Genomic DNA, 22,271 nt, shown 5'->3' on the forward strand with positions numbered 1-22,271 from the left:
CGGCTCAGGCGATCCGGCCGATCAGCATCCTGACCAGCTCGTCGCCGGTGACCTGCCACTTCTCGGCGGTGAGGTGGCCGCTGTTCTCCATCGCGATGATGCCCTGCACGCTCGCCATCACCAGCGCGCCGATCGGCCGGGCCCGCTGCGGATCACCGATGACGTCGGCGACGATGGCCAGGAACTGGTCGTGCGTGCGGGAGACCGCGGCGAGCGCCTCGGGGTGCTCGGCGGTCGGCGCCGAGAACATCAAGGCGTACGCGTGCGGGCGGCGCCGGCCGACGTCCATGAGCCCGGCCAGGGCCAGTTGCAGTCGCTCGGACGGCGGCCGGTCCGCGGTCAGTGTGTCGAGCTGCTCGCTCACCGCCTCCCAGCTCTTGGTCGCGACCGCGGCGAGCAGGTGCTCCTTGTCCGGGAAGTGGCCGTAGGGGGCGCCCCGGGACACTCCGGCCCGGGCACCGACCGCGCGCAGCGTCACGGCGTCGACGCCACCCTCGTCGAGCAGCTCGGCCGCCGCGTCGACCAACGCGCGCCGGGTCGCCGCCGCGCTCTCCACTCTGCTGACCATGCCGCCAACTTACCTGACAACGTCATCCGACTCACTTGACAATGTCATTTGAGTGCGTAGCGTGGGTCATATGACAACGTCACATGAAGAGCTGGTCCTGATCAGCGGCGCCTCCACCGGCATGGGTGCCGCCACCGCCCGTGAGCTCGCCCGCCGCGGCTATCACGTGCTCGCCGGGGTCCGGCGCGAGTCGGACGCCGATGCGCTGCGTGCCCCGAATCTGGAACCGGTGCTGCTCGACATCACCGATCCGGCCGAGATCGAGGCGGTCGCCCGCCGCATCACCACCGACCCGGCCCGACGGCCGCTGCGCGCTGTGATCAACAACGCCGGCATCGCCATCAACGCGCCGGTCGAGCTGCTGTCGATGGCGCAGTGGCGGGAGCAGTTCGAGGTCAACTTCTTCGGGCACGTCGCGGTCACCCAGGCCGTCCTGCCCGCGCTGCACGCCGCGTCCGGCCGGGTGGTGAACATCAGCTCCATCGGCGGGAAGGTCGCGATGCCGACCTACGGCGCGTACGCCGGTGCCAAGTTCGCCATGGAGGCGATGAGTGACGCCCTGCGCCGCGAGCTGGCCCCGCACGGCGTCCAGGTGGTCGTCGTCGAGCCCGGCGGCGTGCGCACGGAGATGGCCGGCCACGGCGTCGCGCGGGCGAACGAGATCCTCGCCGGGCTGTCACCCGTCGAGCGCGGCCGGTACGGCGGGCTGCTGCACGCGATCGTCAGCCACGCCACCGCCTTCACCAAGTCGGGGCTCCCGGCTGAGACGGCCGGCCGGATCATCGCCGACGCCGCGACGGTTCGCCGGCCGCGCACCCGCTACACCATCGGCCGGGACGCGGCGGTGCTCACCCGCTTGTCCCGCCTGCTTCCGGACCGGGTGCTGGACCGCCTTCTCGCGGCCGACCTGCGCCCGCACTTCCCCAAGGGGCAGCCCGCCACCGTGGCCGGCTAAGGGGTCTCGAGCGGCCTGGGCGCCATTGGCGCGGCTGCCGGCTCCGTGCGATCCGCCCAGCGGCCGGCGGGCGCGATCTGCCCGGCCGGCCGGGACTGGGCGCGATTTGCGCGGCGGACCGGCCGGGCGCGATCCGCGCGGCGTCGGCTGGGGTCAGCGGACCAGCAGGGTCGTGCCGTCGCCGCGGGCGGGCAGCAGCTCCCCGATGACCGGGTAGCCGGGCACCTCTCCGGCCACCAGCAGCCCGCCGGAGGTCTGCGCGTCCGCCAGCAGCAGCAACTCGTCCTCGGTGACCCCGTCCGCGTCCAGGTGCGGGCGGACCCAGTCCAGGTTGCGCCGGGTGCCGCCGCTGACGTACCCGGCCGCGAGCGCGTCCCGGGCACCTTCCAGATAGGGCACCGCGGAGGCGTCCACCCGGGCGGTCAGCTTGCTGGCCCGGGCGAGCTTGTGCAGGTGCCCGAGCAGCCCGAAGCCGGTGACGTCGGTCGCGCACACGGCCCCGGCGGCCAGTGCGGCCTCGGAGGCGGCCCGGTTGAGCCCGGTCATCGCGGCCACGGCCTGCGGGAAGACCTCCCCGGTGTTCTTGTGCCGGCTGTTGAGCACCCCGATGCCCAGCGGCTTGGTCAGGGTCAGCGGCACACCGGCCACCCCCGCGTCGTTGCGCATCAGATGATCGGGATCGGCGATGCCGGTGACGGCCATGCCGTACTTGGGCTCGGGGTCGTCGACGCTGTGCCCGCCGGCCACGTGGCAGCCGGCCTCCCGGGCGACGGCCAGGCCACCGCGCAGCACCTCGGCGGCCAGCTCCATCGGCAGCAGATCCCGCGGCCAGGCCAGCAGATTGACCCCGACGACGGGCGCACCGCCCATGGCGTACACGTCGGACAGTGCGTTGGCGACGGCGATCCGCCCCCAGTCGTAGGCGTCGTCGACCACCGGCGTGAAGAAGTCGGCGGTGGCGACGATGGCCACACCGCTGGCGATCCGCACGACCGCGGCGTCGTCGCCGTCGTCCAGCCCGACGAGCAGCTCGCCGGGGCCACGCGGGGCGGTCTCGCCCATCAGCCCGGAGACGACGGTCTCCAGCTCGCCCGGAGGGATCTTGCAGGCACAGCCACCGCCGTGCGCGTACTCGGTCAGCCGTCGGCTCTGGGTAGACGTCACCATCGCACTCTTGCACGACCGCGGGCATCCCGCCGTGCGGGGCGGCGGGGGGCGGCCTAGGGTGATCGACGGAGGCGTTCAGGTGGCTGGTGCCCCTCCCGGTCTTCAAAACCGGTGTGGCCCAGTATCTGGGCCGGGCGGGTTCGATTCCCGTCCGCCTCCGCTCCCCAGCATGAGTCAGGTCCGTACCGGCTTCCGGCCAGAAAATCATCTGAGATGAGAAAGTCTGAGCTAAGAAAGTCTTGCCTCGGACTTTCTCAGCTCGTACGGTCTCTTCATGTCTCCTCTTCCTCGCGCTCATCCACCCGCGGCCATGGCCCTTCACCACCTGCCTACCGGCACCTACGAGACCAGGGCGGCTCTCGCCGTCCGGGGCGGGTCGTTCCGCGACAAGCGCCAGTTCGCCGCCTCCGCGGTCCTGGTGCAGCACCCGGACGGGGACCTGCTGATCGACGCCGGCTTCGGCGCCGACGTCGCCGCGCACATCAAGATGCTGCCCGCCTTCGTCCGCGCCCCCTACCAGGTGGGCCGGACGGTGCAGGAGCAACTCGACGCCGCCGGCTACAGCCGCGACCGGCTGTCGGGGGTGCTGCTCACCCATTCGCACTGGGATCACGCGAGCGGTCTCGACAGCCTGCGGGGCACGCCGCTCTGGATCAATGCCGACGAGCAGCGGTACGCCGCCAAGGACCCCGACGGCAAAGTGTTCCGCCTCGTCTCCCGGGGCTACGACATCCGCGAGTACGCCTTCGCGGACGGGCCGTATCTCGATTTTCCGTCGAGCTACGACGTGCACGGCGACGGCTCGGTCGTCATCGTGCAGGCGGCCGGCCACACCGAGGGTTCGGTGATCGTCTTCGTGACCCTGCCCGCCGGCCCCCGGTACGCCTTCATCGGCGACCTGACCTGGCAGATCGACGGTATCCGCCGGCGGGCCGAACGGCCGTGGCTGATGAGCAGGCTCGCCGACAGCGACCCCGGCCAGGTGCGCCGGGACCTCGACCGCATGATCGCTCTCGACGGCCTGATGCGGATCGTCCCCGCGCACGACCTCGGCTCCTACGACGGCATCCCGCTGCTGGTGCCCGAGGGCGCCGGTCGCTCCCGCTGAAGACGTACGGTGCTCGCATGCAGAGCCCGCAACCGCCCGGGGACGTCGGCCCGCGTCCCACCATCGACTCCGAGATCACCTGGCTGCTGCACCGCGCGGCCCAGCGCATGCGCGCCGCGACCGGTGACACGGCCGAGAAGCACGGACTCACGCTGCGCGAATACATCGTGCTGAGCGCCCTGCACAAGAGCCCGGGTCTCACCCAGGGCGAACTCGGCAAGACCCTGGGACTCGACAAGACCACCCTGATGAGCCAGCTCGACCGGCTCGAGCGCAACGGCTTCGTCGTGCGGCACAACGATCCGCGTGACCGCCGGCTGCGCATCCCGGTGATCACCACCGACGGCGAGGCTCTGCGCAGCAAGGTCGCCGCCGCCTGCGACACCGTCGAGGCCTCGGCGCTGACCGGCCTCGACCCGGATGAGATCCAGAACCTGCGGCGGTTGCTCGTCGCCGTGATCGGCGACGTGGACGACCGCGGGTCCTGCCTATGACCCCACCAGGAGTGAAGATGGCCGTCCCCCCGCACGACCTGAGTGACCGCGCCGCCGCCGGCCGGGAGATCTACGCCCGCAACTTCGGGGTGTCCCCGGCGGAGGTGGAACGGCTCATGACCCGGCACGCCGGCGCGGTCTTCACCCGGGAGGCGTACGAAGCCGCCGGCGGCCCGGGCTGGCAGAGTCCCGCCCTGACCGACCGGGACCGGAGCATCGCCGTGATCGCCGTGCTCGTGGCCCAGAACGTCACCGGCCAGCGGCTGTCGACCTACCTGTCGCTGGCCCGCCGCAACGGTCTCGACCTCGAAGGGCTCACCGCGCTGATGGTGCTGCTGGGCTCGTACGTCGGCCAGCCGTACGCCTCGCTGGGGATGGAAGCGGTGCAGCGCTCGGCCGACGCGGAGCAGTGACGTGGTCCTCGCCGCCGTTCCCAGTCCGGTCACCTCGGTATGGCACCTGGGCCCGCTACCCGTCCGGGCCTACGCCCTCTGCATCCTCGCGGGCATCGCCGTCGCGACCCTCATCATGGAAAGACGACTGCGGGCGCGCGGTGTGGCGGCCGGGACCTCCCTCGACATCGCCGTCTGGGCGGTGCCGTTCGGCATCCTCGGTGCCCGGATCTACCACCTGATCAGCTCGCCGCAGGACTACTTCGGTGCCGGCGGTGACCCGCTGCGCGCTCTCGCCATCTGGGAAGGTGGGCTCAGCATCTGGGGCGGCCTCGCCGGGGGCGCGCTCGGCGCCTGGATCGCCGTGCGGCGCCGCGGCCTGCCGCTGAGTGTCGCCGCCGACGCCCTCGCTCCCGGACTTCCGGTCGGGCAGGCGATCGGGCGGCTGGGAAACTGGTTCAACAACGAGGTGTACGGCCGGCTCACCACGGTGCCGTGGGGGCTGGAAGTGCACGACATGCGGACCGGACAGCTGCTGCCCGGGCTCTATCACCCCACTTTCGCGTACGAGGCGCTCTGGAATCTGGGCGTTGCCCTGCTGGTCTGGGGCGCCGACCACAGGTTCGCCTTCCGGCGGGGACGGGCCTTCGCCCTCGCCGTGATGGGATACACCGCCGGCCGGGTGTGGATCGAGACGCTCCGCATCGACGAGGCCACCACCTTCTTCGGAGTACGGCTCAACGTGTTCACCGCGGTCCTGGTGTTCCTGGGCGCGACGCTCTACTTCCTCACGACCCGGCCCGAAGCCCGGCAGCCAGATCGTGCGGCGGCGCAGTACGGTGGATCAGCGGCAGGCGACGGAGGAGGCTCGGGTGGCTGAGGCCACGGTTGACCGGCGCAGGCTCGTCCCGCGTACCGATGTGGTCCTGGCCGATCCGCGGCTCGTGGCCGCCGCCGACCGGCTCGGCCGGGCGCCCGTCAAGGCCGCCGTCCTCGCCGCCCAGCAGCGCGCCCGCGCCGGTGAGCTCGACCCCGCCGACGTGGCCGCCGCGGCCTTCGCGGCACTGCCGGACACGGCCGGCGGCCTGCGGACCGTCCTCAACGCCACCGGCGTCATCCTGCACACCAACCTGGGCCGGGCCGCGCTGTCCCCGGCGGCGCTGGCCGCCGTCGCCGCCGCCGGCGCGCACACCGACGTCGAGCTCGACCTGGGCACCGGCCGCCGGGCCCGCCGGGGGCGCACCGCCCTGGCCGCGCTGGCCGCCGCCGTTCCCGCCGCCGGGGACGTGCATGTGGTCAACAACGGCGCTGCCGCGCTTGTGCTCACCGCCACCGCTCTGGCCGCCGGGCAGGAGATCGTGGTCAGCCGGGGTGAGCTCGTCGAGATCGGGGACGGGTTCCGGCTGCCCGATCTGCTGGAGTCCACCGGTGCCCGGCTGCGGGAGGTCGGCACCACCAACCGCACCGCGCTGGCCGACTACGCCGCCGCCGTGGGCCCGCGGACCGGCTTCATCCTCAAGGTGCATCCCTCCAACTTCGTCGTCCGGGGGTTCACGAAGGCCGTCGAGGTCGGCGAGCTGACCGGGCTGGGCGCGCCGGTCGTCGCGGACATCGGGTCCGGGCTGCTCGCGCCCGATCCGCTGCTGCCGGACGAGCCCGATGCCGCCACCACCCTGCGGGCGGGCGCGGATCTGGTGATCGCCAGCGGGGACAAGCTGCTCGGCGGCCCGCAGGCCGGGCTGCTGCTGGGCACCTCGGCACTGATCGAGCGGCTGCGCCGGCATCCGCTGGCCCGGGCGTTGCGGGTCGACAAGCTCACGCTCGCCGCGTTGCAGGCCACCCTGACCGGGCCCACGACCCCCACCTGGCAGGCGCTGCGCTACGACCTCGACGCGCTGCGGGCCCGCACCGAGCGGGTGCGGGATCAGCTGGACGGGGTCGAGCTGGTGGAGTCGGTCGCGGTCGTCGGTGGCGGCGGGGCGCCCGAGCTGGAGCTCGCGTCGTGGGCGCTGTCGCTGCCCGAGCGGTACGCCGCACCGCTGCGGCTCGGTGCCACCCCGGTGGTCGGCCGGGTCGAGCGGGGACGTCTCCGGCTGGACCTGCGCTGCGTTCCCGTGGAGCGCGACCCCGATCTGATCACCGCCATCCGGGCCGCGCTCGGGTCCGCCGCCCGCGCGCCGGAGAAGGCCGCGGCCGTCGCGCCGCGTGAAGCAGCGGTCCGGCCCACCGGGGATCGCTGATGCACGTGCTCGCCACCGCCGGGCACGTCGACCACGGCAAGTCCACGCTGGTCCGCGCCCTCACCGGGATGGAGCCGGACCGCTGGGCCGAGGAACGCCGCCGCGGGATGACCATCGACCTCGGGTTCGCCTGGACGTCCCTGCCCTCCGGCGCCACCGTCGCCTTCGTCGACGTGCCCGGGCACGAGCGGTTCGTCGGCAACATGCTCGCCGGGGTGGGGCCCGTGCCCGCCGCGGTCGTGGTCGTCGCCGCGGACGAGGGCTGGCGGGCGCAGTCGGCCGAGCATCTGGCCGCGCTCGACGCTCTCGACGTACGGCACGGGCTGCTCGTCGTCACCCGCAGCGATCTCGCCGATCCCGGGCCCGCCCTCGGCCAGGCCGGCGCCGAGATCGCCGCGACCTCGCTCGGCACCGTCGAGGCGGTCGCGGTCAGCGGGGCCACCGGCGCCGGGCTCGACGAGTTGCGGGCCGCGCTGGACCGGCTCGTCACGCGGCTGCCCGCGCCCGACCCGGCCGCTGCCGTGCGGCTGTGGATCGACCGTTCGTTCACCGTCAAGGGCGCGGGCACCGTCGTCACCGGCACGCTCGGCGCCGGTGAGCTACGGGTCGGCGACGAGCTGGAGCTGACCGGCGTTTCCCGGCCGGTGCGGGTGCGCGGGCTGCAGAGCCTCGGTGCGACCGCCGAGCGGGTCGGTGCGGTGGCGCGGGTGGCGATCAACCTGCGCGGCGTCGACAAGGAGACGGTCGGCCGCGGCCAGGCGCTGCTCACCCCCGGCCGGTTCCGGCTCACCGAGCTGATCGACGTACGGGTGCACGGTGACCCCGTGGCCGACCTGCCCGCCACCGTCACGCTGCACGCCGGTTCCGCCGCCGTGTCCGCCCGCGTCCGTCCGCTGGGCGCCGACACCGCCCGGCTGCGGCTGCACACTCCGCTCCCGCTGCGGATCGGCGACCGGGCCCTGCTGCGCGATCCCGGCCGGCACCACGTGGCGGGGGGAGTGACCGTGCTCGACGTCGTACCCCCGGGTCTGTCCCGGCGCGGCGCGGCCGCGGCCCGGGCCGCCGCGCTGGCCGGCCTGTCGGGTGAGTCCGACCTGGCCGGGGAGCTGCACCGGCGTCTTCTGGTACGCCGTGACGACCTGCTCCGGATGGGCGTCACCGACCCCGGGGAGCCGGTGGCGGGCGACTGGCTGGCCGACCCGGCGCACTGGGCCGGGCTGGGCGAGCGGCTGGTCGCGGAGGTGGCCCGGCACGCCGCCGAGCATCCGCTGGAGCCCGGCGCTCCCGTCGAGGCCCTGCGGCACCGGCTCGGCCTGCCGGACCGGGCACTGGTCGAGGCGCTCGTGCGACCGCCGCTGGTCACCCGGCGCGGGCGGGTCTCGACCGGCGGCAGCGACGTGCCGGCCGAGCTGGTCACGGCGGTGGACCGGGCTTTCGACGGGCTGGGCGACCGGCCGTTCGCGGCGCCGGACGCGTACCGGTTGAGTGAGCTCGGGCTCGGCGCCCGGCAGCTCGGCGCGGCCGTGCGCGCCGGTCTGGTGGTGCAGCTGGCCGGCAACGTGATCCTGCGCGCCGACGCGCCGCGGCGGGCGGCGCAGGTGCTGGCCGGGCTGCCCGGCCCGTTCACCGTCAGCGAGGCCCGGCGGGCTCTGGACACGAGCCGCCGGGTCGCCGTACCGCTGCTGGAGCTCTTCGACAGCACCGGCGTCACCCGGCACCTGCCGGACGACCGCCGCGTCGTCGAGCCCGGCTGAACTACTACTCCGGCCGGACGGCCGCCGTGTCACCCGCGACCGCGTCGACGTCGTATCCCGCGCGGCGCACCTCCGCGTCGTTCGCGTCCGCCTCGGGGTCGTCGTCGGCCCCGAAGTCGACGCCGTCGTCCGGGCCGCCGGTGAGGTTCTCACCCGGCGGGCGCATCGAGGCCGCGTGGGCCGGCGTACCGTCGGGCTCGTCAGTGTCGTTGCGGTCAGTCACATGATCGGTCATGCCTGCGGCGTTCCCGCCGGCCACCGGGTCAAACCCGGGCTCATTTACCGAACTTGCATGGGTTTTCCGCCGCGGGTGGGCTCAGACGACGAGCAGGCCCAGCCGCGATCCGGAGTGCCGCAGGGCGGACATGGCCAGGCCCAGCGGGAGCCGGCCCGGGACGCCGCTGGACTCGTGCCGGGCGCGCAGCACCGACGACGCGTGACTGGTCGGCAGCGGCAGCAACGGGTACCGGCCGAGCGCCTGGCGGTTGAGGTGCGTGCGGTGCTGCCCGAAGTGGGCGACGGCCCGCCACTGCGCGGCGGCGGCATGCACGTCGCAGACGGTGCCCGGCGGCTCGGGCAGGATGGTCACGGCGGCGAAGCCGCCACTGCCGGCCAGCCACCATTCGACACCGTCGACCGCGGTCCGGGCCGACGACTCGCACCAGTACGGCACCAGCCCCGACCGCAGCACCCGCCACGGATCAATGAGCCGCCCGGTCTCCACCACACACTCGTCCCCGCCGCGCCCCGACGCGCGCAGCCACTCCCGGTACAGGTCGGCCACGCAGGCGCTGAGCGCCTCCGGCCCGGGATACAGCACCCGGTGCACCGAGGTGCCCAGGCTCCCCGCCAGCCGCCGCAGGTCACGGTCCAGCTCCGGCTCGCCCGCAGTCTCGGCGTACCGCGGCGCCGTGTCCAGGTACGGCGTCGACCACCGGTCGCCGCCCACGCTCTCCATCAGCCGCCGGAACGACGGGTTCTCCATCGTCTGGTCCTCGTGCGGCATCCCGCCGGCCGGCCGGCCCAGCTGGAAACTGTGCCGGTCGGTCAGCTCCAGCACCGGCCAGGTGCGGGTATCCCGCAGCAGCAGGGCGGCGCCACCGGGCTCCACGCCGGACCCCAGGAAATCCCGGTACGCCACCGGCAGCCGCTGCCACCGCACATGCAGGGTCACCGTCGACCCGCACAGCTGTCCCCGTCCCAGCGGGTCGTGCACCTGGCGTACGGTCACGCCCGGATCGGCCGCCAGGATCAGGTCGGCGAGCTTCGCGCCCCACTCCATCGCGCCGGTCCAGTCCCCGGCGTTGCCGTCCGGCCACGGCACCGTCACGGTGAAGCTGGTCGGCAACCAGGGCGCGCCCAGGGCCGCGGCCAGATGGGCCGCGCCCCCGTGCGCCGATCCGAGCACCACCGCGGGGTATGGCCCCGCCGGGTAGTGCCCGGTGATCCACGAGGCGACGTCACCGGCATCCAACCGGTCGACCAGCTCCAGCGGTACGGCCTCGGTGGAGTCCTCGTACGCCAGCGCCGGCCCCCGCAGCTCCGCCGGCAGACCGCCGCGCCGGCCCAGCACCGGCACCCGGTCCAGGTCGTCACAGCCGCGCTGGTGCAGCGCCCGGGAAACCGCCTCCAGCAGCGGCCGCTCGGGACCGTCGGGGGCGACGACGCGGGCGGCGGCCAGCGCGGATGTCGCCGGTGAGTCCGTCACGGCGAGGCTCCTTCAGATGGGGGCGGAGGGGCGGCGGGCACGGGAGCGTCCACCGCCCGGCGTCGATACCTGCCGCACGCGGCCGGATACCCTGGCTGCCCCGGTTCATTCGGCCACCCCGATTCATTCGCCCGGCCGGGGTCATTCGCGGTAGCGGCCGACGAGCCGGCCCGGCCGGCCCAGATCGCGCAGCCGGGCCGCGACAGCCGTCCGCAGCGCGACCACCCGGTCGCCGGTCAGCGCCGAAACGGCCACCGCTTCCGGGTACGCCCGCTGCAACGCGTCCACCCACTCCGGCGGCGCGATATCGATCTTGTTGAGCACCAGCAGTTCCGGCACCGCACCCGCACCGATCTCGTGCAGCACGCCGTGCACCGTGGTGATCTGGTTCAGCGCGTCCGGAGCCGACGCGTCCACCACGTGCAGGGCCAGGTCGCTGTGGCTGACCTCCTCCAGCGTGGAGCGGAACGCGTCGACCAGCTGGTGCGGCAGGTGCCGCACGAACCCGACGGTGTCGGTCAGGGTGAAGGTGCGGCCGTCGACCGTGACCCGGCGTACGGCCGGGTCCAGGGTCGCGAACGGCTCGTCCCGGGTCTGCAGGTCCGCGCCCGCCAGCCGGTTCACCAGCGCCGACTTGCCGGCGTTGGTGTAGCCGGTCACCGCCACCGACGGGATCAGGTTGCGGGCCCGCCGGTGCCGGGTCCGCTCCCGGCGCAGAGCCAGCTCGCCGGCACCCTCGCGCAACCGCGCGGCCCGCTGCCGCAGCCGGCGTCGCTGCAGCTCCAGCCGCATCTCACCGGGGCCGCGGACGCCGATGCCGGCGCCACCGGCGGTGCGGCCACCGCCGACCCGGGACATCTCCCGGCCCCCGCCGCGCAGGCGGGGCAGCTGGTACGCGATCTGCGCCAGCTCCACCTGCAACCGGCCCTCCCGGCTGCGCGCGTGCCCGGCGAAGATGTCCAGGATCAGCGCCGTCCGGTCCACCACCCGGACCCCGGCGCGGTCCTGCAGGTTGCGCGCCTGCGCCGGGGTGAGCTCGCCGTCGGCGATGACCACGGTGGCGCGGGTGCGGGCCACCTCGTCCGCGAGTTCACCGGCCTTGCCCGAGCCCAGATAGGTGGCGGGATCGGGACGCCCGCGGCTCTGCACGAGCGTGCCGGCGACCGTCAGGCCGTCCGCCTCGGCGAGCCGCTCCAGCTCCCGCAGCGACAGCTCGCTACCGGGGCCGTCCTCGTCCTCGTCCTGCCGGTGGACGGCGATCAGCAACGCCCGGGCGTCGGTCGTCCCGTCGCCGTCCCCCGGTCCCAGCAACCACGGCCCTGCCATCCGGCCGCTCCTTTCCGTCGTATCGGTCGGTCTCCTGGTCAGCGCCCGGCCGGAACCGGGCCCACGTGTGAGCGCCGGCCCGGAGCCACGGCAGCGTGCCGCTGACCCGGGCCCGGTCCGCTCCGGGCGGCCAGCAGATCGGCGACGGCGCCGGTCGCGTACCCGTACACGGTCTTGTGCAGCAGGTCGACGGCGAGCTCGCGGCGGGGCCACGTCCACGGGGGCGCGCCGACGCCGGTGGCGTTCTCCAGGAGCTGGTCGCTGGTCAGCCGGACCACGGTGAACATGGCCGAGGCCCACGGCCCGCGCAGCCCGGCGTTGGCCATGGCACCGCGCAGTACGCCGACGAGCATCGCCTGACCGGCGTGCATGCTCCAGTTCAGGGCGTCCGAGCGGCGTGGCTCGGCGTCCCGCCGGCCGGCCAGCCGCTGCAGCACGTACGCCGGCGCGTACGAGCCGGGGCGGTGGGTGAGGCGCTGTTCGGCCTTCTCGGCCAGCGTCATCACCGCCACCCCGGCCGCGCCCGCGACCATGCCCTGCCACACGGACCGGGTCACGGCTCCCATCAGGCGTTGTCCGTCCGGCCGGAACCGCCGTCGTCGTCGCCGGGCACGGCTCGCTCGGCCGGCTCGCTCGGCGCGCGCTCGCTGAGCTCCACGTCGGTCTCGGTGAGCGGGGCGCCGGCGTTGTCCTCGGCCGCACCCCGTTCGATGGGCCGCTCCTGCTGATCCGTCATGGTTCCTCCTCGACGTAGCTTCGAGCGCCTCGGCTACCCGCGTCGTCGGAGGGCAAACAGGCCGTCAGCCCTCGACGGTGAGCCGGGACACCTCGGTCAGGACGGCCCGGACGTCACCGGTGCGCTGCAGGATGCGGCGCTGCCGTTCGGCGCCGGTGCCGCCGGTGCGCACCCGCTGCAGCCCGGCGCGCACCTCGGCCAGGTCGCCGTGGCTCTCCAACGCCGGGGTGACCGCGCCGACGAGTTCCTCGACCAGCTCCCAGGCCGGCCGGGCGGTACCGCGGACCGGATCCAGCAGGGTGCCCCCGACGCCGGCGTGGGCGGCGTTCCAGTGCGCGGCCCGGACGAGGTAGTCCGGGACGCCGGGCGCCGGCACCCCCGCCGTGATCTGCTCGACGGCGGTGGCGACCAGCGCCCGGATCAGGCCGGCGACCAGCACCGTGTCGTCGACGGTCAGGCAGATGTCGCCGACGCGCACCTCCACGGTGGGCCAGGCCGCGGACGGGCGGGCGTACCAGAGCACCATGCTCTCGTCGAGCATCACGCCCGAGGCGACCATGGTCCGGACCGTACGGTCGTACTCCTCGCCCGATGCCAGCAGCGGCGACGGTCCCAGGCTCGGCCACCGTTCCAGCTGGATCGAGCGCCAGCTCGCGTGCCCGGTGTCGGCCCCCTCGAACAGCGGTGAGTTCACCGTCAGGGCCTGGACCACCGGCAGCCACACGCGCAGGTGGTTGCAGACCTGGACGGCCAGCTCCCGGTCGGGCACCCCGACGTGCACGTGGCAGCCGCACACCGCGGGATCGTGCGCGATCGGGCCGTAGTGCCGGCCGATCGCCTGGAACCGCGGATTGTCGGTCACCGTGCGCTGCGGGTCGGCGATCGGCGTGGCCCCGATCGCGGCCAGCGTGGCGCCCGTGGCGGTGGCCGATGCGGCGGCGGCCCGGCGCAACCCGGTCAGCTGCTCGCGTACCTCGGCGAGCTCGGTGCAGACGCCGGTGACCATCTCCACCATGCTGTGCCGCACCTCCAGCCGGCTCTGCGCGCGGGCGTCGTCGCCGAGCCCGGCCAGCACCTTCTCGGCCGCCGGGGAGTTCTCCCCGGTGACCGGGTCCAGCAGCAGGAACTCTTCTTCCACACCCAGGGTCATGGGCATCAGGGATCCACCGTTCCGACGGTCGGCACTTCTCCTGGGATCAGCCCGGGCGGACGGCGGTGAGCACGACGACGGCGATGCGCTCCGCGTGCGCGTACGCCGGCCCGTCCAGCTCCTCGTCGTAGACGTCCGGGTCCACCTCACGATAGGACCAGTCGAGGTCCGTGCCGGTCAGACGCTCGGCAGCGGCCGCCCGGAACGGGTCCCGGCCGTCCACGATGCCCGCGCCGCTGAACAGCACCAGGGAACCGCCGGGGGCCAGGCGCTCGGTGGCCGACTCGATGATGGCCAGGGACAGGTCGTGTCCGTGCTCGCCGCCACCGTCGCGGTAGGCCCGGCCGGCCGGGTCGATCATGAACGGCGGGTTCGAGATGATCAGGTCGAAGTCGCCGTCGACGTCGTTGAGCAGGTTGCTGCGGCACGGCCGTACCCCCGCGGTCCCGGCCAGTCCGGTGTTGATCCGGGCGAAACGCAACGCCGCGTCGTTGATGTCGACGGCCAGCACCTCGGCTCCGGGCGCGCGCTTGGCGACGGTGATCGCCCCGGCCGCGGTGCCGCAGCCGATGTCCACCGCCCGGCGCACCGGCCGCTCGCGGGCCTCGACGTGGGCCGCGGCGGCCTCCGCCATCCGGTAGGTGTCCGGGCCGAAGAAGACCGAGTCGGCCGCGGCGGTGGGGAAGGCCGAGTGCACGAACAGCTCGCCGTCGTAGGAGGAGAACCGGACCAGGCTCCGCCAGGTATCACCGTCGCGGGCCAGCACGCCGGCCGCGTCCATCAGCTCGACCGTCTCCGGCGGCAGCACGCCGGGGCCGAACGGGCGGCTCCACCCGAACACGTCGCGCGCGCTGCGGGCCCGGGCGTTCTCCGGGCGGTCGTTGATCCGCTGGTGAGTGGCCGGCGTGACGGTGGTGAAGGTGTAGCCGCTGTCCTTGAGAATGGTTCCGAGTTGCCGTAGTGCGTTGTCGGCAGCGACGTCCCTGGTCGCCACGGCAGCCGTCGTGTCGGTCATGGTCATGGGCGCCGTATGCCCCGCAACGGCGGGCTCATTCCCCGGAAATCTTGCCACTGCGCAACGAGCATCGGGGCGAATGGTGACGGCGACGGCGATGAGCTGACTCTCTACGACACTTCGGGCGTTGTGCCATTGCCGGTCGGCGCATCGACCACCACGATCGTCGTCGCCAGCGAAGCAGCCCCGGGGAAGGACACCACCAGACGTGCAGCCAGACTCCACCGCGAACGGAGCGGGCCTGGACGAGCCCGCCACCGTCGACCTCAGTGGCCGGTGCGTCGGCAACTCGTACATCCTGATCTGCCCCGTCGGGCAGGGCGCGACCGGCACGGTCTGGCGCGGCATCGAGCGGACCTCGGGCGAGCAGGTCGCGGTCAAGCTGCTGCACCAGGGCCTGCTGCGCCAGCCGAAGCTGGTCACCCGCTTCGTGCAGGAGCGCACGATCCTGATGATGGTGCGCCACGAGCACATCGTCGGCGTGCGTGACCTGTTCAGTGCGGGTGAGTCGCTCGGCCTGGTGATGGATTTCGTCGCCGGCGGCAGCCTGCGCGAGCGACTGCGCTCGGCCGGCACGCTCGCGCCCGCCGAGGCGGCCCGCCTGCTCGCCCAGGTGGCGTCGGCGCTGGCCGAGGCGCACGCCCTCGGGGTGGTGCACCGCGACGTCAAACCGGACAACATCCTGCTGCACACGGTGGACGGGCGCGCCGACGCGCGGCTGACCGACTTCGGCATCGCCCGCGTCGTGGACGCGGCCGGCCTGACCACCCCGCACGCGATCATCGGTACGCCGCACTACATGGCCCCCGAGGTGATCAGCGGCGCCGACGCGGGCCCGGCCGCCGACGTGTACGCGGTCGGCGTGGTCCTCTACGAGCTGCTCACCGGGCACACGCCGTACACGGGGGAGCCGCTCGCCGTGCTCCGCCACCACCTGGACAACGTGGTGGCCCGTCCGCCCGGGGTGTCCGACGCGGCCTGGGCGGTGATCGAGTCCTGCCTCGACAAGGACCCCGAGCGCCGCCCGCCCGGCGACGAACTGGCCCCGATCCTGCGGGACCTGGCCCGGATCACCGCTCGCGATCCCGCCCTGCCGGCGCCCCTGGACGCTCCCGGGCCGCCCGTCCCGAGCCCGGTCGTGCGGGCCACACCACCGCGCCGGGCAGCCGGTCCCCGCCGCCGCCCGCCGAACCGTCCGCGCAGCTGGGTCTGGGGCCGTTCCGCGGCGATCGGCGCCCTGACCGCCGGGGCCCTGGCGGTCTCCGGGGTCGGTGGCTACACGGTCTGGAAGAACAGCAACACCGCCGCGGCCCGGACGAGCGCCGGTGCCGCGCCGCAGACGGGCCTGGGCGCGGGGCCGAGCGCCGCGGTTCCGCCCGCGCCACCGGCGGTGCGGACCTCGCGGAACCCGGCGTACGGCGGCAGTGTGCCCGGCGCCGGCGGCGCGCAACCGTCCCGCGTGGTCGAGGGCACGTCTCCGCCCTCCCGGGACCGGCGGGGCGGCGCTTCGGCCGGTGCCTCCGCGGGTCCCGCCGCGATCGGGGCAACCGTGGGCCCCGGTGGGGGCAAGGCCGAGGCGAGCTTCGGGCCGTGGCAGTGCGGCGACCAACTGGACTGGGACATCGGCCACCCGGTGCTGGCCCAGCCCTGCCACGCCGTCGGCGGTGCGATCAGGGTGGTCGGCCACATGCAGGCGGGCCCGGGGGTCCAGGCCGACGTCTCCCTGTCGGTCCGGGACGTGAAGACGGGCGAGGTCGCCGCCGGGCCGTACACCTGCAAGGGGATGCTGTTCACCGACTTCGCCCCGGCCCACACCTGCGGGCCGGTCGACCTCAAGGCCCCGCGCGGGCGCCGCTACGTGGTGGTGGAGTCCTGGGAGTACACCGGCCGCAGCCTGCTGCCGGGCGGCAGCGCGGAGGGCCGCGAGTTCACCTGGTAACCCTGCGGCGACGCGGAAAATGTCGGAGGTCCCTTCTAGGGTCTCCGGCATGGTCGAACGCAGGGGCACCGCGGCACCGGAAACGCACAGCGTCGTGCGCACCGAGGAGTGGGACGAGGGGGCCGGCGAGGAGAAGCGGCACGAGCGCGTCGCCTTCGTCGATCTCGACCTGTGCGAGACGACGTTGCAGGCCGTCGAGTTCCAGGAGTGCACGTTCCGCGACGTGCGGTTCAACTGCTCGGCCCAGACCGACGTCGCGTACGTCAACTGCACCTTCGTGAACTGCTCGTTCTTCGACGCCACGTTCACCCGGTGCAAGCTGGTGGGCAGCATGTTCGACCGCTGCACCTACGACATCATGACGGTCGAGGACGGCGACTGGTCCTTCGTCGGGCTGCGCGGCGCGGCGCTGGGCACGGCCACCTTCACCGGGGTACGGATGCGCGAGGCCGACCTGACCGGGGCCCGCTGCCAGGGCGCGACCTTCCGCGGCGTCGACCTGTCCGGCGCGTCGCTGCAACGGGCCGACTTCACCCGCGCCGACCTGCGCGGCACCGACCTGTCCGCGCTGGACCCGGCGACGACCGAGATGCGCCACGCGATCATCACGGCGGACCAGGCGGTGGTGGTGGCCATGGCACTGGGCCTCGACGTCCGGCCCGGCTGATGCCGCAGCGGCTGGAGTGGGCGGTGGAGTTGCTGGACGTGCGACCCGACGACCAGATCCTCGAGGTGGGCTGCGGTCCGGGCGTGGCCGTCGGGCTGGTGTGTCAGCGGCTCGGTCGTGGCAGCGTCACCGCGATCGACCGGTCCCGTACGGCGATCGAGCGCGCCTCGGCCCGCAACGCCGAGCACGTCGCCGCCGGCCGGGCGCGATTCGCCTGCCTCGAGCTCGCGGCGGCCGGCGGGCTCGGGCAGCGCTTCGACAAGGTCTTCGCGGTCAACGTCAACCTCTTCTGGACCCGCGAGCCCAGCGCCGAGATCGAGGTGCTCAAGGGCCTCCTGCGCAGCGGAGCCACGCTGCTCCTCTGCTACGAGGCGCCGCCGGGCCGCCCGGCCGACCGGACGGTCGCCGACGTCTTGAAGAGCCACGGTTTCCGGACCACGACGAAGAGCCGGTCCGAGTCGCTGATCTGCGTCCGCGCCACCTGGCGGGCCGGGGTCAGCGGCCGGCCGACGCCGGGGGAGGGGTGAAACGATCACCGTAGGTCTTCGCCAGTTCGGTGGCGCGTGCCGCGAAACCCGCCGGCCCGCCCGCGTACTGCTGCACGTAGCGCAACACCCCGCCGGTCCAGGCCGGGAAGCCGATGCCGAGCAGCGAGCCGATGTCGCCGTCGGCCGCCGAGCGCAGCACACCCTCGTCCCGGCAGCGCAGCGCGTCCAGCGACTCCGCGAACATCATCCGTTCCTGCAGGTCGATGAGCGGGATGGCCCGGCCCGGCGCGGTGGCCAGGGCGGCCAGGCCGGGCCACAGCCGGCCCCGGCTCCCGCCGCCGTAGTCGTAGAAGCCACGGCCGGCGGCCCGTCCCGGACGGTCGTGCTCGTCGAGCATCCGGTCGACGACCGCGTGCGCCGGCAGCACCGGGAAGTCGCCGTCCCCGGCCGCCTCGAACTGGCGGCGGATGCGCCGGATCAGGGTCAGCGACACCTCGTCGGCCAGGGCCAGCGGTCCGGTAGGGTAGCCCGCCTGCAGCGCCGCCTGCTCGATCGACGGCGCCGGCACACCCTCGGCCAGCATGCTGATCGCCTCGTCCAGGAAGCGCCCGATGACCCGGCTGGTGAAGAAGCCCCGGCCGTCGTTGACCACGATCGGGGTCTTGCCGATCCGCCGGCCCAGGTCGAAGGCCCGGGCCAGGGCGGCGTCGCCGGTCCGCGCCCCGACCACGATCTCCAGCAGCGGCATCCGGTCCACCGGCGAGAAGAAGTGCATGCCGATGAAGTCCGCCGGGCGGCTCACCCCGGTGGCCAGCCCGGTGATGGGCAGCGTCGAGGTGTTCGAGGCGAGCAGCGCGCCCGGCGCCAGCACCGGTTCCACCTCGGCGAAGACCGCGTGCTTGAGGGCGGGGTCCTCGAAGACGGCCTCGATGACGGCGTCGCATCCGGCCAGGGCGCCCACGTCGGCGGTGGGAGTGATTCGCCGCAGCACGGCGGCGGCCCCGTCCGGGTCCAGGCGGCCCTTCCCGACCTCGCGGCCCAGCAGCTTCTCGGCGTGCGCGCGACCCCGCTCGGCGGCCTCGGCGGTGACGTCCTTGAGGACCACTTGCAGGCCGGCGCGGGCGCACGCGTACGCGATCCCGGCGCCCATCATGCCCGCACCCAGCACCGCCACCCGGGTCACCGGGGCCACCTCGACATCCGGCCGGCTCGCGCCGTCGTTGACCGCCTTCAGGTCGAAGAAGAACGCCCCGATCATGTTCTTGGCGATCTGGCCGGTCAGCAACGAGACCAGGTACCGCGTCTCGACGGTCAATGCAGTGTCCAGATCGACCTGCGTGCCCTCGACCGCGGCGGCCAGGATCGCCTCCGGCGCCGGCAGACGGCCCTTCAGCTGCTTGCGCAGGTTCGCCGGGTACGCCGGCAGCTGGGCGGCCAGCTCCCGGCCGGCCCCGGGGATCCGGTATCCGGGCCGGTCCCAGGGCTGTGCCGCGCCGGGGTGCGCGGCGATCCAGGCCCGCGCACCGGCCAGCATCTCCTCGGCGGTGTCCACGACCTCGTCCACCAGGCCGGCGTCACGCGCGGCGGCGGGCCGCAACTGCCGTCCGGTCAGCAGGATGTTCGTCAGTGCGTCGGCCAGGCCCAGCATGCGTACTGTGCGGGTCACGCCGCCCGCGCCCGGCAGCAGGCCGAGCGTGACCTCCGGGAAGCCGATCCGGGATCCGGGCGCGTCCAGCGCGATCCGGTGGTGACAGGCCAGCGCGATCTCCAGCCCGCCACCCAGCGCGGAGCCGTTGATCGCCGCGACCACCGGCCGGCCGAGCTGCTCCAGCCGGCGCAGGTCCGCCTTGATCGTGGTGAGCAGCGCGGTGAGGGCCGGTGCGTCCGCCGGGGTCGCCTTGATCATCTCGGGCAGGTCACCGCCGGCGAAGAACGTCCGCTTGGCGCTGGTGACGATGACCCCGGTGATCTCGTCGCGCTCGGCCTCGAGCCGGTCGACGGCCGCGGTCATCGACGCCGCGTACGCCCGGCTCATCGTGTTCGCCGCCTGGCCGGGATCGTCCAGGGTGAGCGTCACGACGCCGCCGGGCCCGCAGTCATAGCCGATGGTGCCGGTCATGAGACCCTCTCGATGATCGTGGCCACGCCCATGCCGCCGCCGATGCACAGGGTGACCAGGGCGCGGTGCTGGTCCCGGCGTTCCAGCTCGTCCAGGGCGGTGCCGAGCAGCATGGCGCCGGTGGCTCCGAGCGGATGACCCAGCGCGATCGCGCCGCCGTTCACGTTGACCTTGTTCGGATCGAGGCCCAGATCGCGCGTGTACTTGAGCACCACGGCCGCGAACGCCTCGTTGATCTCGAAGAGGTCGATGTCCGCGACGCCGAGCCCGGCGGTGGCCAGCGCCTTGCGGGTGGCGGGGATCGGCCCGGTCAGCATGAGCGTCGGATCGGCCCCGCTGACCGCCGCGGCGACGATCCGCCCGCGGGGCGTCAGCCCGAGCTCCCGCCCGACCGTGTCCGAGCCGACCAGCACCAGGGCCGCGCCGTCCACGATGCCGGAGGAGTTGCCGGCGTGGTGGACGTGCGCGATCTGTTCCAGCCAGTGGAACTTCTGCAGCGCCACCGCGTCGAAGCCGCCCGCCGCGCCGATGCCGGCGAAGGACGGGCTGAGCTCGGCGAGACCCTCCCGGCTGGTGTCCGGCCGTAGCTGCTCGTCCACGGCGAGGATCACCCCACCGGTACGGTCACGCACCGGCACGACCGAACGGGCGAAGTGCCCACCGGCCCACGCCTTCGCCGCCCGCTCCTGCGACCGCAGCGCGTACGCGTCCACATCGTCGCGGCTGAAACCCTCCAGGGTGGCGATCAGGTCGGCGCTGATCCCCTGCGGCACGAACGAGGTGGCCAGCGCGGTCTCCGGATCCATCGCCCAGGCGCCGCCGTCGGAGCCCATCGGCACCCGCGACATCGACTCCACGCCGCCGGCCAGCAGCAAGTGGTCCCACCCCGACCGCACCTTCGCCGCCGCGATGTTCACCGCCTCCAGCCCGGAGGCGCAGAAACGGTTGAGCTGGACCCCGCCGACGTGGTCGGGCAGGCCGGCCAGCAGAGCCGCCGCCCGGGGCAGGTCACCGCCCTGCTCACCGACCGGAGTGACGATGCCCATGACGAGGTCGTCCAGCCGGTCGGTGTCGAGGCCGGGCAGCCGGTCCCGCAGCGCGTCGATGAGCCCGACGGTCAACGAGATCGGCTTGACGCCGTGCAGCGACCCGGTGGCCCGCCGCCGCCCGCGCGGCGTCCGCACCGCGTCGAAGACGTACGCCTGACCGTCAGAGCGCACGGGCGATCAGCTCCTTCATGATCTCGTTGGTACCGCCGTAGATCTTCTGGGCGCGGGCGTCGGCGTACATCTGGGCGATGGGGTATTCGGTCGTGTAGCCGTACCCGCCGAACAGCTGCAGGCAGCGGTCCACGACCTCACACTGCCCCTCGGTGAGCCAGTACTTGGCCATCGCCGCGGTGGCGACGTCCAGCTCCCCGCGCACATGCCTGGCGATGCAGTCGTCCAGGAAAACCCGGCTCGCCCGGGTACGGGTGGCGCACTCGGCCAGCACCATCCGGGTGTTCTGATGACCGATCAACGGCTTGCCGAAGGCGGTGCGCTGCTTGCAGTAGGCGACGGTCAGGTCGATCGCGCGTTCCATGGCGGCGACCGCGCCGATGCCGATGACCAGGCGCTCCTGGGGGAGCTGGCCCATGAGCTGGGCGAAGCCGAGGCCCTCGGTGCCGCCGAGGAGATTGGCGGCCGGCACCCGGAACTCGTCGAAGAAGAGCTCGGCGGTGTCGTTGCCCTTGAGGCCGATCTTGGAGAGCAGCCGGCCCCGCCGGAAGCCGGCCGGGTCACGATGTGCCTCGCCGGATTCGCCGGCGTCCGCCCTCCCGGCCGCCGCCTCGCCGGCCTCGTCCGGGGCGCTGACTTCGCAGATCAGGAGGGAGACGCCGGCGGCGCGCTGGGACGGGTCGGTCTTGGCGGCCAGGATGACGATGTCGGCCAGGCCGCCGTTGGTGATGAACGTCTTCGCGCCGGTGACCACGTAGTCGTCGCCGTCACGGATCGCTCGGGTGCGCATGGCCTGCAGGTCCGAGCCGCCGTCCGGTTCGGTCATCGCGATCGCGCCGATCAGGGTGCCGGCGCAGAGTCCGGGCAGCCAGCGCCGCTTCTGCTCCTCGGTGCCGTAGGCGACCAGGTAGCCGGTGACGATGCCACTGTGCACCGCCAGCCCGAGGCTGCTGTCGCCCGAGCGCATCTGCTCGTCGAGCAGGACGGCCTCGTGGGTGAAGCTGCCGCCTCCGCCGCCGTACTCGACCGGCACCGAGAGGCCGAGCAGGCCCAGGTCACCGGCCTTGCGGTAGTGCTCGCGGTCGGGATGGCCCTGCGCCTGCACCCGGTCGGCGTGCGGCAGGACCTCCTTGGCGAAGAAGGCGCGGACCAGGTCGGCGAGTTCGTCGTGCTCCGGCTCGTGCCACGGTGAGGCTCCCATGGCCTCACCCTGGCGAGCTATTGG

Annotated in this window: 21 protein-coding genes, 1 tRNA gene and 1 pseudogene; 11 read left to right on the forward strand and 12 right to left on the reverse strand. The window is 73.8% G+C overall.

Annotation, left to right across the window (positions count from 1 at the left end; genetic code table 11):
• Window positions 1-4: 4 nt before the first annotated feature.
• The gene (locus tag Aau02nite_RS19780) at window positions 5-568 is read right to left on the reverse strand and encodes a TetR/AcrR family transcriptional regulator (RefSeq protein WP_246595280.1); all 564 of its coding nucleotides are present in this window, start codon (window positions 566-568) and stop codon (window positions 5-7) included.
• Window positions 569-638: 70 nt separating this feature from the next.
• On the opposite strand from Aau02nite_RS19780, the gene Aau02nite_RS19785 reads away from it, so the two are divergent.
• Window positions 639-1,523 carry an SDR family oxidoreductase gene (locus Aau02nite_RS19785; RefSeq protein ID WP_212989988.1) on the forward strand — a complete coding sequence of 295 codons (885 nt, stop codon included), beginning with the start codon at window positions 639-641 and terminating at the stop codon, window positions 1,521-1,523.
• A gap of 153 nt (window positions 1,524-1,676) precedes the next feature.
• Here Aau02nite_RS19785 and selD read toward each other — a convergent pair whose 3' ends face one another.
• Entirely contained in the window at window positions 1,677-2,690 is a 1,014-nt protein-coding gene (gene selD / locus Aau02nite_RS19790) for a selenide, water dikinase SelD (RefSeq protein WP_212989989.1), read from the reverse strand.
• A gap of 67 nt (window positions 2,691-2,757) precedes the next feature.
• On the opposite strand from selD, the gene Aau02nite_RS19795 reads away from it, so the two are divergent.
• The 7 genes and pseudogenes from Aau02nite_RS19795 to selB all read left to right on the forward strand — a co-directional run bounded on the left by Aau02nite_RS19795 (window position 2,758) and on the right by selB (window position 8,678).
• Window positions 2,758-2,850: transfer RNA gene (locus Aau02nite_RS19795), tRNA-Sec, on the forward strand.
• A gap of 114 nt (window positions 2,851-2,964) precedes the next feature.
• On the forward strand, window positions 2,965-3,798 hold the full coding sequence (locus tag Aau02nite_RS19800) for an MBL fold metallo-hydrolase (RefSeq protein WP_212989990.1): 834 nt from the start codon (window positions 2,965-2,967) through the stop codon (window positions 3,796-3,798).
• Between the two features lie 17 nt (window positions 3,799-3,815).
• Window positions 3,816-4,292, forward strand: a complete 477-nt coding sequence (locus tag Aau02nite_RS19805) for a MarR family winged helix-turn-helix transcriptional regulator (RefSeq protein WP_246595281.1) — start codon at window positions 3,816-3,818, stop codon at window positions 4,290-4,292.
• A gap of 17 nt (window positions 4,293-4,309) precedes the next feature.
• Complete coding sequence (locus Aau02nite_RS19810) at window positions 4,310-4,705, forward strand: carboxymuconolactone decarboxylase family protein (protein WP_212989991.1); 396 nt, start codon at window positions 4,310-4,312, stop codon at window positions 4,703-4,705.
• A 1-nt stretch (window position 4,706) separates the two neighbouring features.
• Window positions 4,707-5,483: pseudogene (gene lgt, locus Aau02nite_RS19815) on the forward strand (prolipoprotein diacylglyceryl transferase); the annotation flags it as partial.
• Window positions 5,484-5,556: 73 nt separating this feature from the next.
• Complete coding sequence (gene selA / locus Aau02nite_RS19820) at window positions 5,557-6,924, forward strand: L-seryl-tRNA(Sec) selenium transferase (RefSeq protein WP_212989993.1); 1,368 nt, start codon at window positions 5,557-5,559, stop codon at window positions 6,922-6,924.
• Complete coding sequence (selB, locus tag Aau02nite_RS19825) at window positions 6,924-8,678, forward strand: selenocysteine-specific translation elongation factor (protein ID WP_212989994.1); 1,755 nt, start codon at window positions 6,924-6,926, stop codon at window positions 8,676-8,678. Before selA ends, selB begins: the two co-directional genes overlap by 1 nt.
• 4 nt (window positions 8,679-8,682) lie before the next feature.
• Here selB and Aau02nite_RS19830 read toward each other — a convergent pair whose 3' ends face one another.
• The 7 genes from Aau02nite_RS19830 to Aau02nite_RS19860 all read right to left on the reverse strand — a co-directional run bounded on the left by Aau02nite_RS19830 (window position 8,683) and on the right by Aau02nite_RS19860 (window position 14,619).
• Window positions 8,683-8,913, reverse strand: a complete 231-nt coding sequence (locus Aau02nite_RS19830; protein ID WP_212989995.1) for a hypothetical protein — start codon at window positions 8,911-8,913, stop codon at window positions 8,683-8,685.
• Window positions 8,914-8,994: 81 nt separating this feature from the next.
• Entirely contained in the window at window positions 8,995-10,386 is a 1,392-nt protein-coding gene (locus Aau02nite_RS19835; protein ID WP_212989996.1) for a hypothetical protein, read from the reverse strand.
• Between the two features lie 141 nt (window positions 10,387-10,527).
• Window positions 10,528-11,712 carry a GTPase HflX gene (gene hflX, locus Aau02nite_RS19840; RefSeq protein ID WP_212989997.1) on the reverse strand — a complete coding sequence of 395 codons (1,185 nt, stop codon included), beginning with the start codon at window positions 11,710-11,712 and terminating at the stop codon, window positions 10,528-10,530.
• A gap of 38 nt (window positions 11,713-11,750) precedes the next feature.
• On the reverse strand, window positions 11,751-12,269 hold the full coding sequence (locus tag Aau02nite_RS19845) for a hypothetical protein (protein ID WP_246595282.1): 519 nt from the start codon (window positions 12,267-12,269) through the stop codon (window positions 11,751-11,753).
• Between the two features lie 8 nt (window positions 12,270-12,277).
• Window positions 12,278-12,448, reverse strand: coding sequence for a hypothetical protein (locus tag Aau02nite_RS19850; protein ID WP_212989999.1), 171 nt, complete (start codon window positions 12,446-12,448; stop codon window positions 12,278-12,280).
• Window positions 12,449-12,512: 64 nt separating this feature from the next.
• Complete coding sequence (locus Aau02nite_RS19855) at window positions 12,513-13,604, reverse strand: carboxylate-amine ligase (RefSeq protein ID WP_212990000.1); 1,092 nt, start codon at window positions 13,602-13,604, stop codon at window positions 12,513-12,515.
• A 40-nt stretch (window positions 13,605-13,644) separates the two neighbouring features.
• Window positions 13,645-14,619, reverse strand: coding sequence for a methyltransferase (locus tag Aau02nite_RS19860; protein WP_246595283.1), 975 nt, complete (start codon window positions 14,617-14,619; stop codon window positions 13,645-13,647).
• Window positions 14,620-14,821: 202 nt separating this feature from the next.
• Between Aau02nite_RS19860 and Aau02nite_RS19865 the strand changes: the two genes are divergently transcribed.
• Genes Aau02nite_RS19865 through Aau02nite_RS19875 form a run of 3 tightly spaced genes read left to right on the forward strand, consistent with a single transcriptional unit; the run spans window position 14,822 to window position 17,746 of the window.
• Window positions 14,822-16,552 carry a serine/threonine-protein kinase gene (locus Aau02nite_RS19865; RefSeq protein ID WP_246595284.1) on the forward strand — a complete coding sequence of 577 codons (1,731 nt, stop codon included), beginning with the start codon at window positions 14,822-14,824 and terminating at the stop codon, window positions 16,550-16,552.
• Window positions 16,553-16,601: 49 nt separating this feature from the next.
• Window positions 16,602-17,219, forward strand: coding sequence for a pentapeptide repeat-containing protein (locus Aau02nite_RS19870; protein WP_212990001.1), 618 nt, complete (start codon window positions 16,602-16,604; stop codon window positions 17,217-17,219).
• The gene (locus tag Aau02nite_RS19875) at window positions 17,219-17,746 is read left to right on the forward strand and encodes an SAM-dependent methyltransferase (RefSeq protein ID WP_212990002.1); all 528 of its coding nucleotides are present in this window, start codon (window positions 17,219-17,221) and stop codon (window positions 17,744-17,746) included. The genes Aau02nite_RS19870 and Aau02nite_RS19875 overlap by 1 nt, the downstream gene beginning before the upstream one ends.
• On the opposite strand, the gene Aau02nite_RS19880 is transcribed toward Aau02nite_RS19875, so the two are convergent.
• Genes Aau02nite_RS19880 through Aau02nite_RS19890 form a run of 3 tightly spaced genes read right to left on the reverse strand, consistent with a single transcriptional unit; the run spans window position 17,715 to window position 22,247 of the window.
• The gene (locus Aau02nite_RS19880; RefSeq protein ID WP_212990003.1) at window positions 17,715-19,826 is read right to left on the reverse strand and encodes a 3-hydroxyacyl-CoA dehydrogenase NAD-binding domain-containing protein; all 2,112 of its coding nucleotides are present in this window, start codon (window positions 19,824-19,826) and stop codon (window positions 17,715-17,717) included. The two genes, Aau02nite_RS19875 and Aau02nite_RS19880, sit on opposite strands and share 32 nt — an antisense overlap.
• Entirely contained in the window at window positions 19,823-21,046 is a 1,224-nt protein-coding gene (locus Aau02nite_RS19885) for an acetyl-CoA C-acetyltransferase (protein WP_212990004.1), read from the reverse strand. Before Aau02nite_RS19885 ends, Aau02nite_RS19880 begins: the two co-directional genes overlap by 4 nt.
• A complete protein-coding gene (locus Aau02nite_RS19890) occupies window positions 21,036-22,247 on the reverse strand; it encodes an acyl-CoA dehydrogenase family protein (RefSeq protein ID WP_212990005.1) in 1,212 nt (403 codons plus the stop codon). Before Aau02nite_RS19890 ends, Aau02nite_RS19885 begins: the two co-directional genes overlap by 11 nt.
• Window positions 22,248-22,271 lie beyond the last annotated feature (24 nt).

This window comes from Actinoplanes auranticolor (assembly GCF_018332655.1).
Taxonomy (GTDB): Bacteria; Actinomycetota; Actinomycetes; order Mycobacteriales; family Micromonosporaceae; genus Actinoplanes; species Actinoplanes auranticolor.

What these genes read in the sequence shown, in the direction of transcription:
- Aau02nite_RS19780 (WP_246595280.1), bottom strand. Translation starts at nt 568, where the DNA reads ATGGTCAGCAGAGTGGAGAGCGCGGCGGCGACCCGGCGCGCGTTGGTC.
- Aau02nite_RS19785 (WP_212989988.1), top strand. Translation starts at nt 639, where the DNA reads ATGACAACGTCACATGAAGAGCTGGTCCTGATCAGCGGCGCCTCCACC.
- selD (WP_212989989.1), bottom strand. Translation starts at nt 2,690, where the DNA reads ATGGTGACGTCTACCCAGAGCCGACGGCTGACCGAGTACGCGCACGGC.
- Aau02nite_RS19800 (WP_212989990.1), top strand. Translation starts at nt 2,965, where the DNA reads ATGTCTCCTCTTCCTCGCGCTCATCCACCCGCGGCCATGGCCCTTCAC.
- Aau02nite_RS19805 (WP_246595281.1), top strand. Translation starts at nt 3,816, where the DNA reads ATGCAGAGCCCGCAACCGCCCGGGGACGTCGGCCCGCGTCCCACCATC.
- Aau02nite_RS19810 (WP_212989991.1), top strand. Translation starts at nt 4,310, where the DNA reads ATGGCCGTCCCCCCGCACGACCTGAGTGACCGCGCCGCCGCCGGCCGG.
- selB (WP_212989994.1), top strand. Translation starts at nt 6,924, where the DNA reads ATGCACGTGCTCGCCACCGCCGGGCACGTCGACCACGGCAAGTCCACG.
- Aau02nite_RS19830 (WP_212989995.1), bottom strand. Translation starts at nt 8,913, where the DNA reads ATGACCGATCATGTGACTGACCGCAACGACACTGACGAGCCCGACGGT.
- hflX (WP_212989997.1), bottom strand. Translation starts at nt 11,712, where the DNA reads ATGGCAGGGCCGTGGTTGCTGGGACCGGGGGACGGCGACGGGACGACC.
- Aau02nite_RS19850 (WP_212989999.1), bottom strand. Translation starts at nt 12,448, where the DNA reads ATGACGGATCAGCAGGAGCGGCCCATCGAACGGGGTGCGGCCGAGGAC.
- Aau02nite_RS19855 (WP_212990000.1), bottom strand. Translation starts at nt 13,604, where the DNA reads ATGCCCATGACCCTGGGTGTGGAAGAAGAGTTCCTGCTGCTGGACCCG.
- Aau02nite_RS19860 (WP_246595283.1), bottom strand. Translation starts at nt 14,619, where the DNA reads ATGACCATGACCGACACGACGGCTGCCGTGGCGACCAGGGACGTCGCT.
- Aau02nite_RS19870 (WP_212990001.1), top strand. Translation starts at nt 16,602, where the DNA reads ATGGTCGAACGCAGGGGCACCGCGGCACCGGAAACGCACAGCGTCGTG.
- Aau02nite_RS19875 (WP_212990002.1), top strand. Translation starts at nt 17,219, where the DNA reads ATGCCGCAGCGGCTGGAGTGGGCGGTGGAGTTGCTGGACGTGCGACCC.
- Aau02nite_RS19880 (WP_212990003.1), bottom strand. Translation starts at nt 19,826, where the DNA reads ATGACCGGCACCATCGGCTATGACTGCGGGCCCGGCGGCGTCGTGACG.
- Aau02nite_RS19890 (WP_212990005.1), bottom strand. Translation starts at nt 22,247, where the DNA reads ATGGGAGCCTCACCGTGGCACGAGCCGGAGCACGACGAACTCGCCGAC.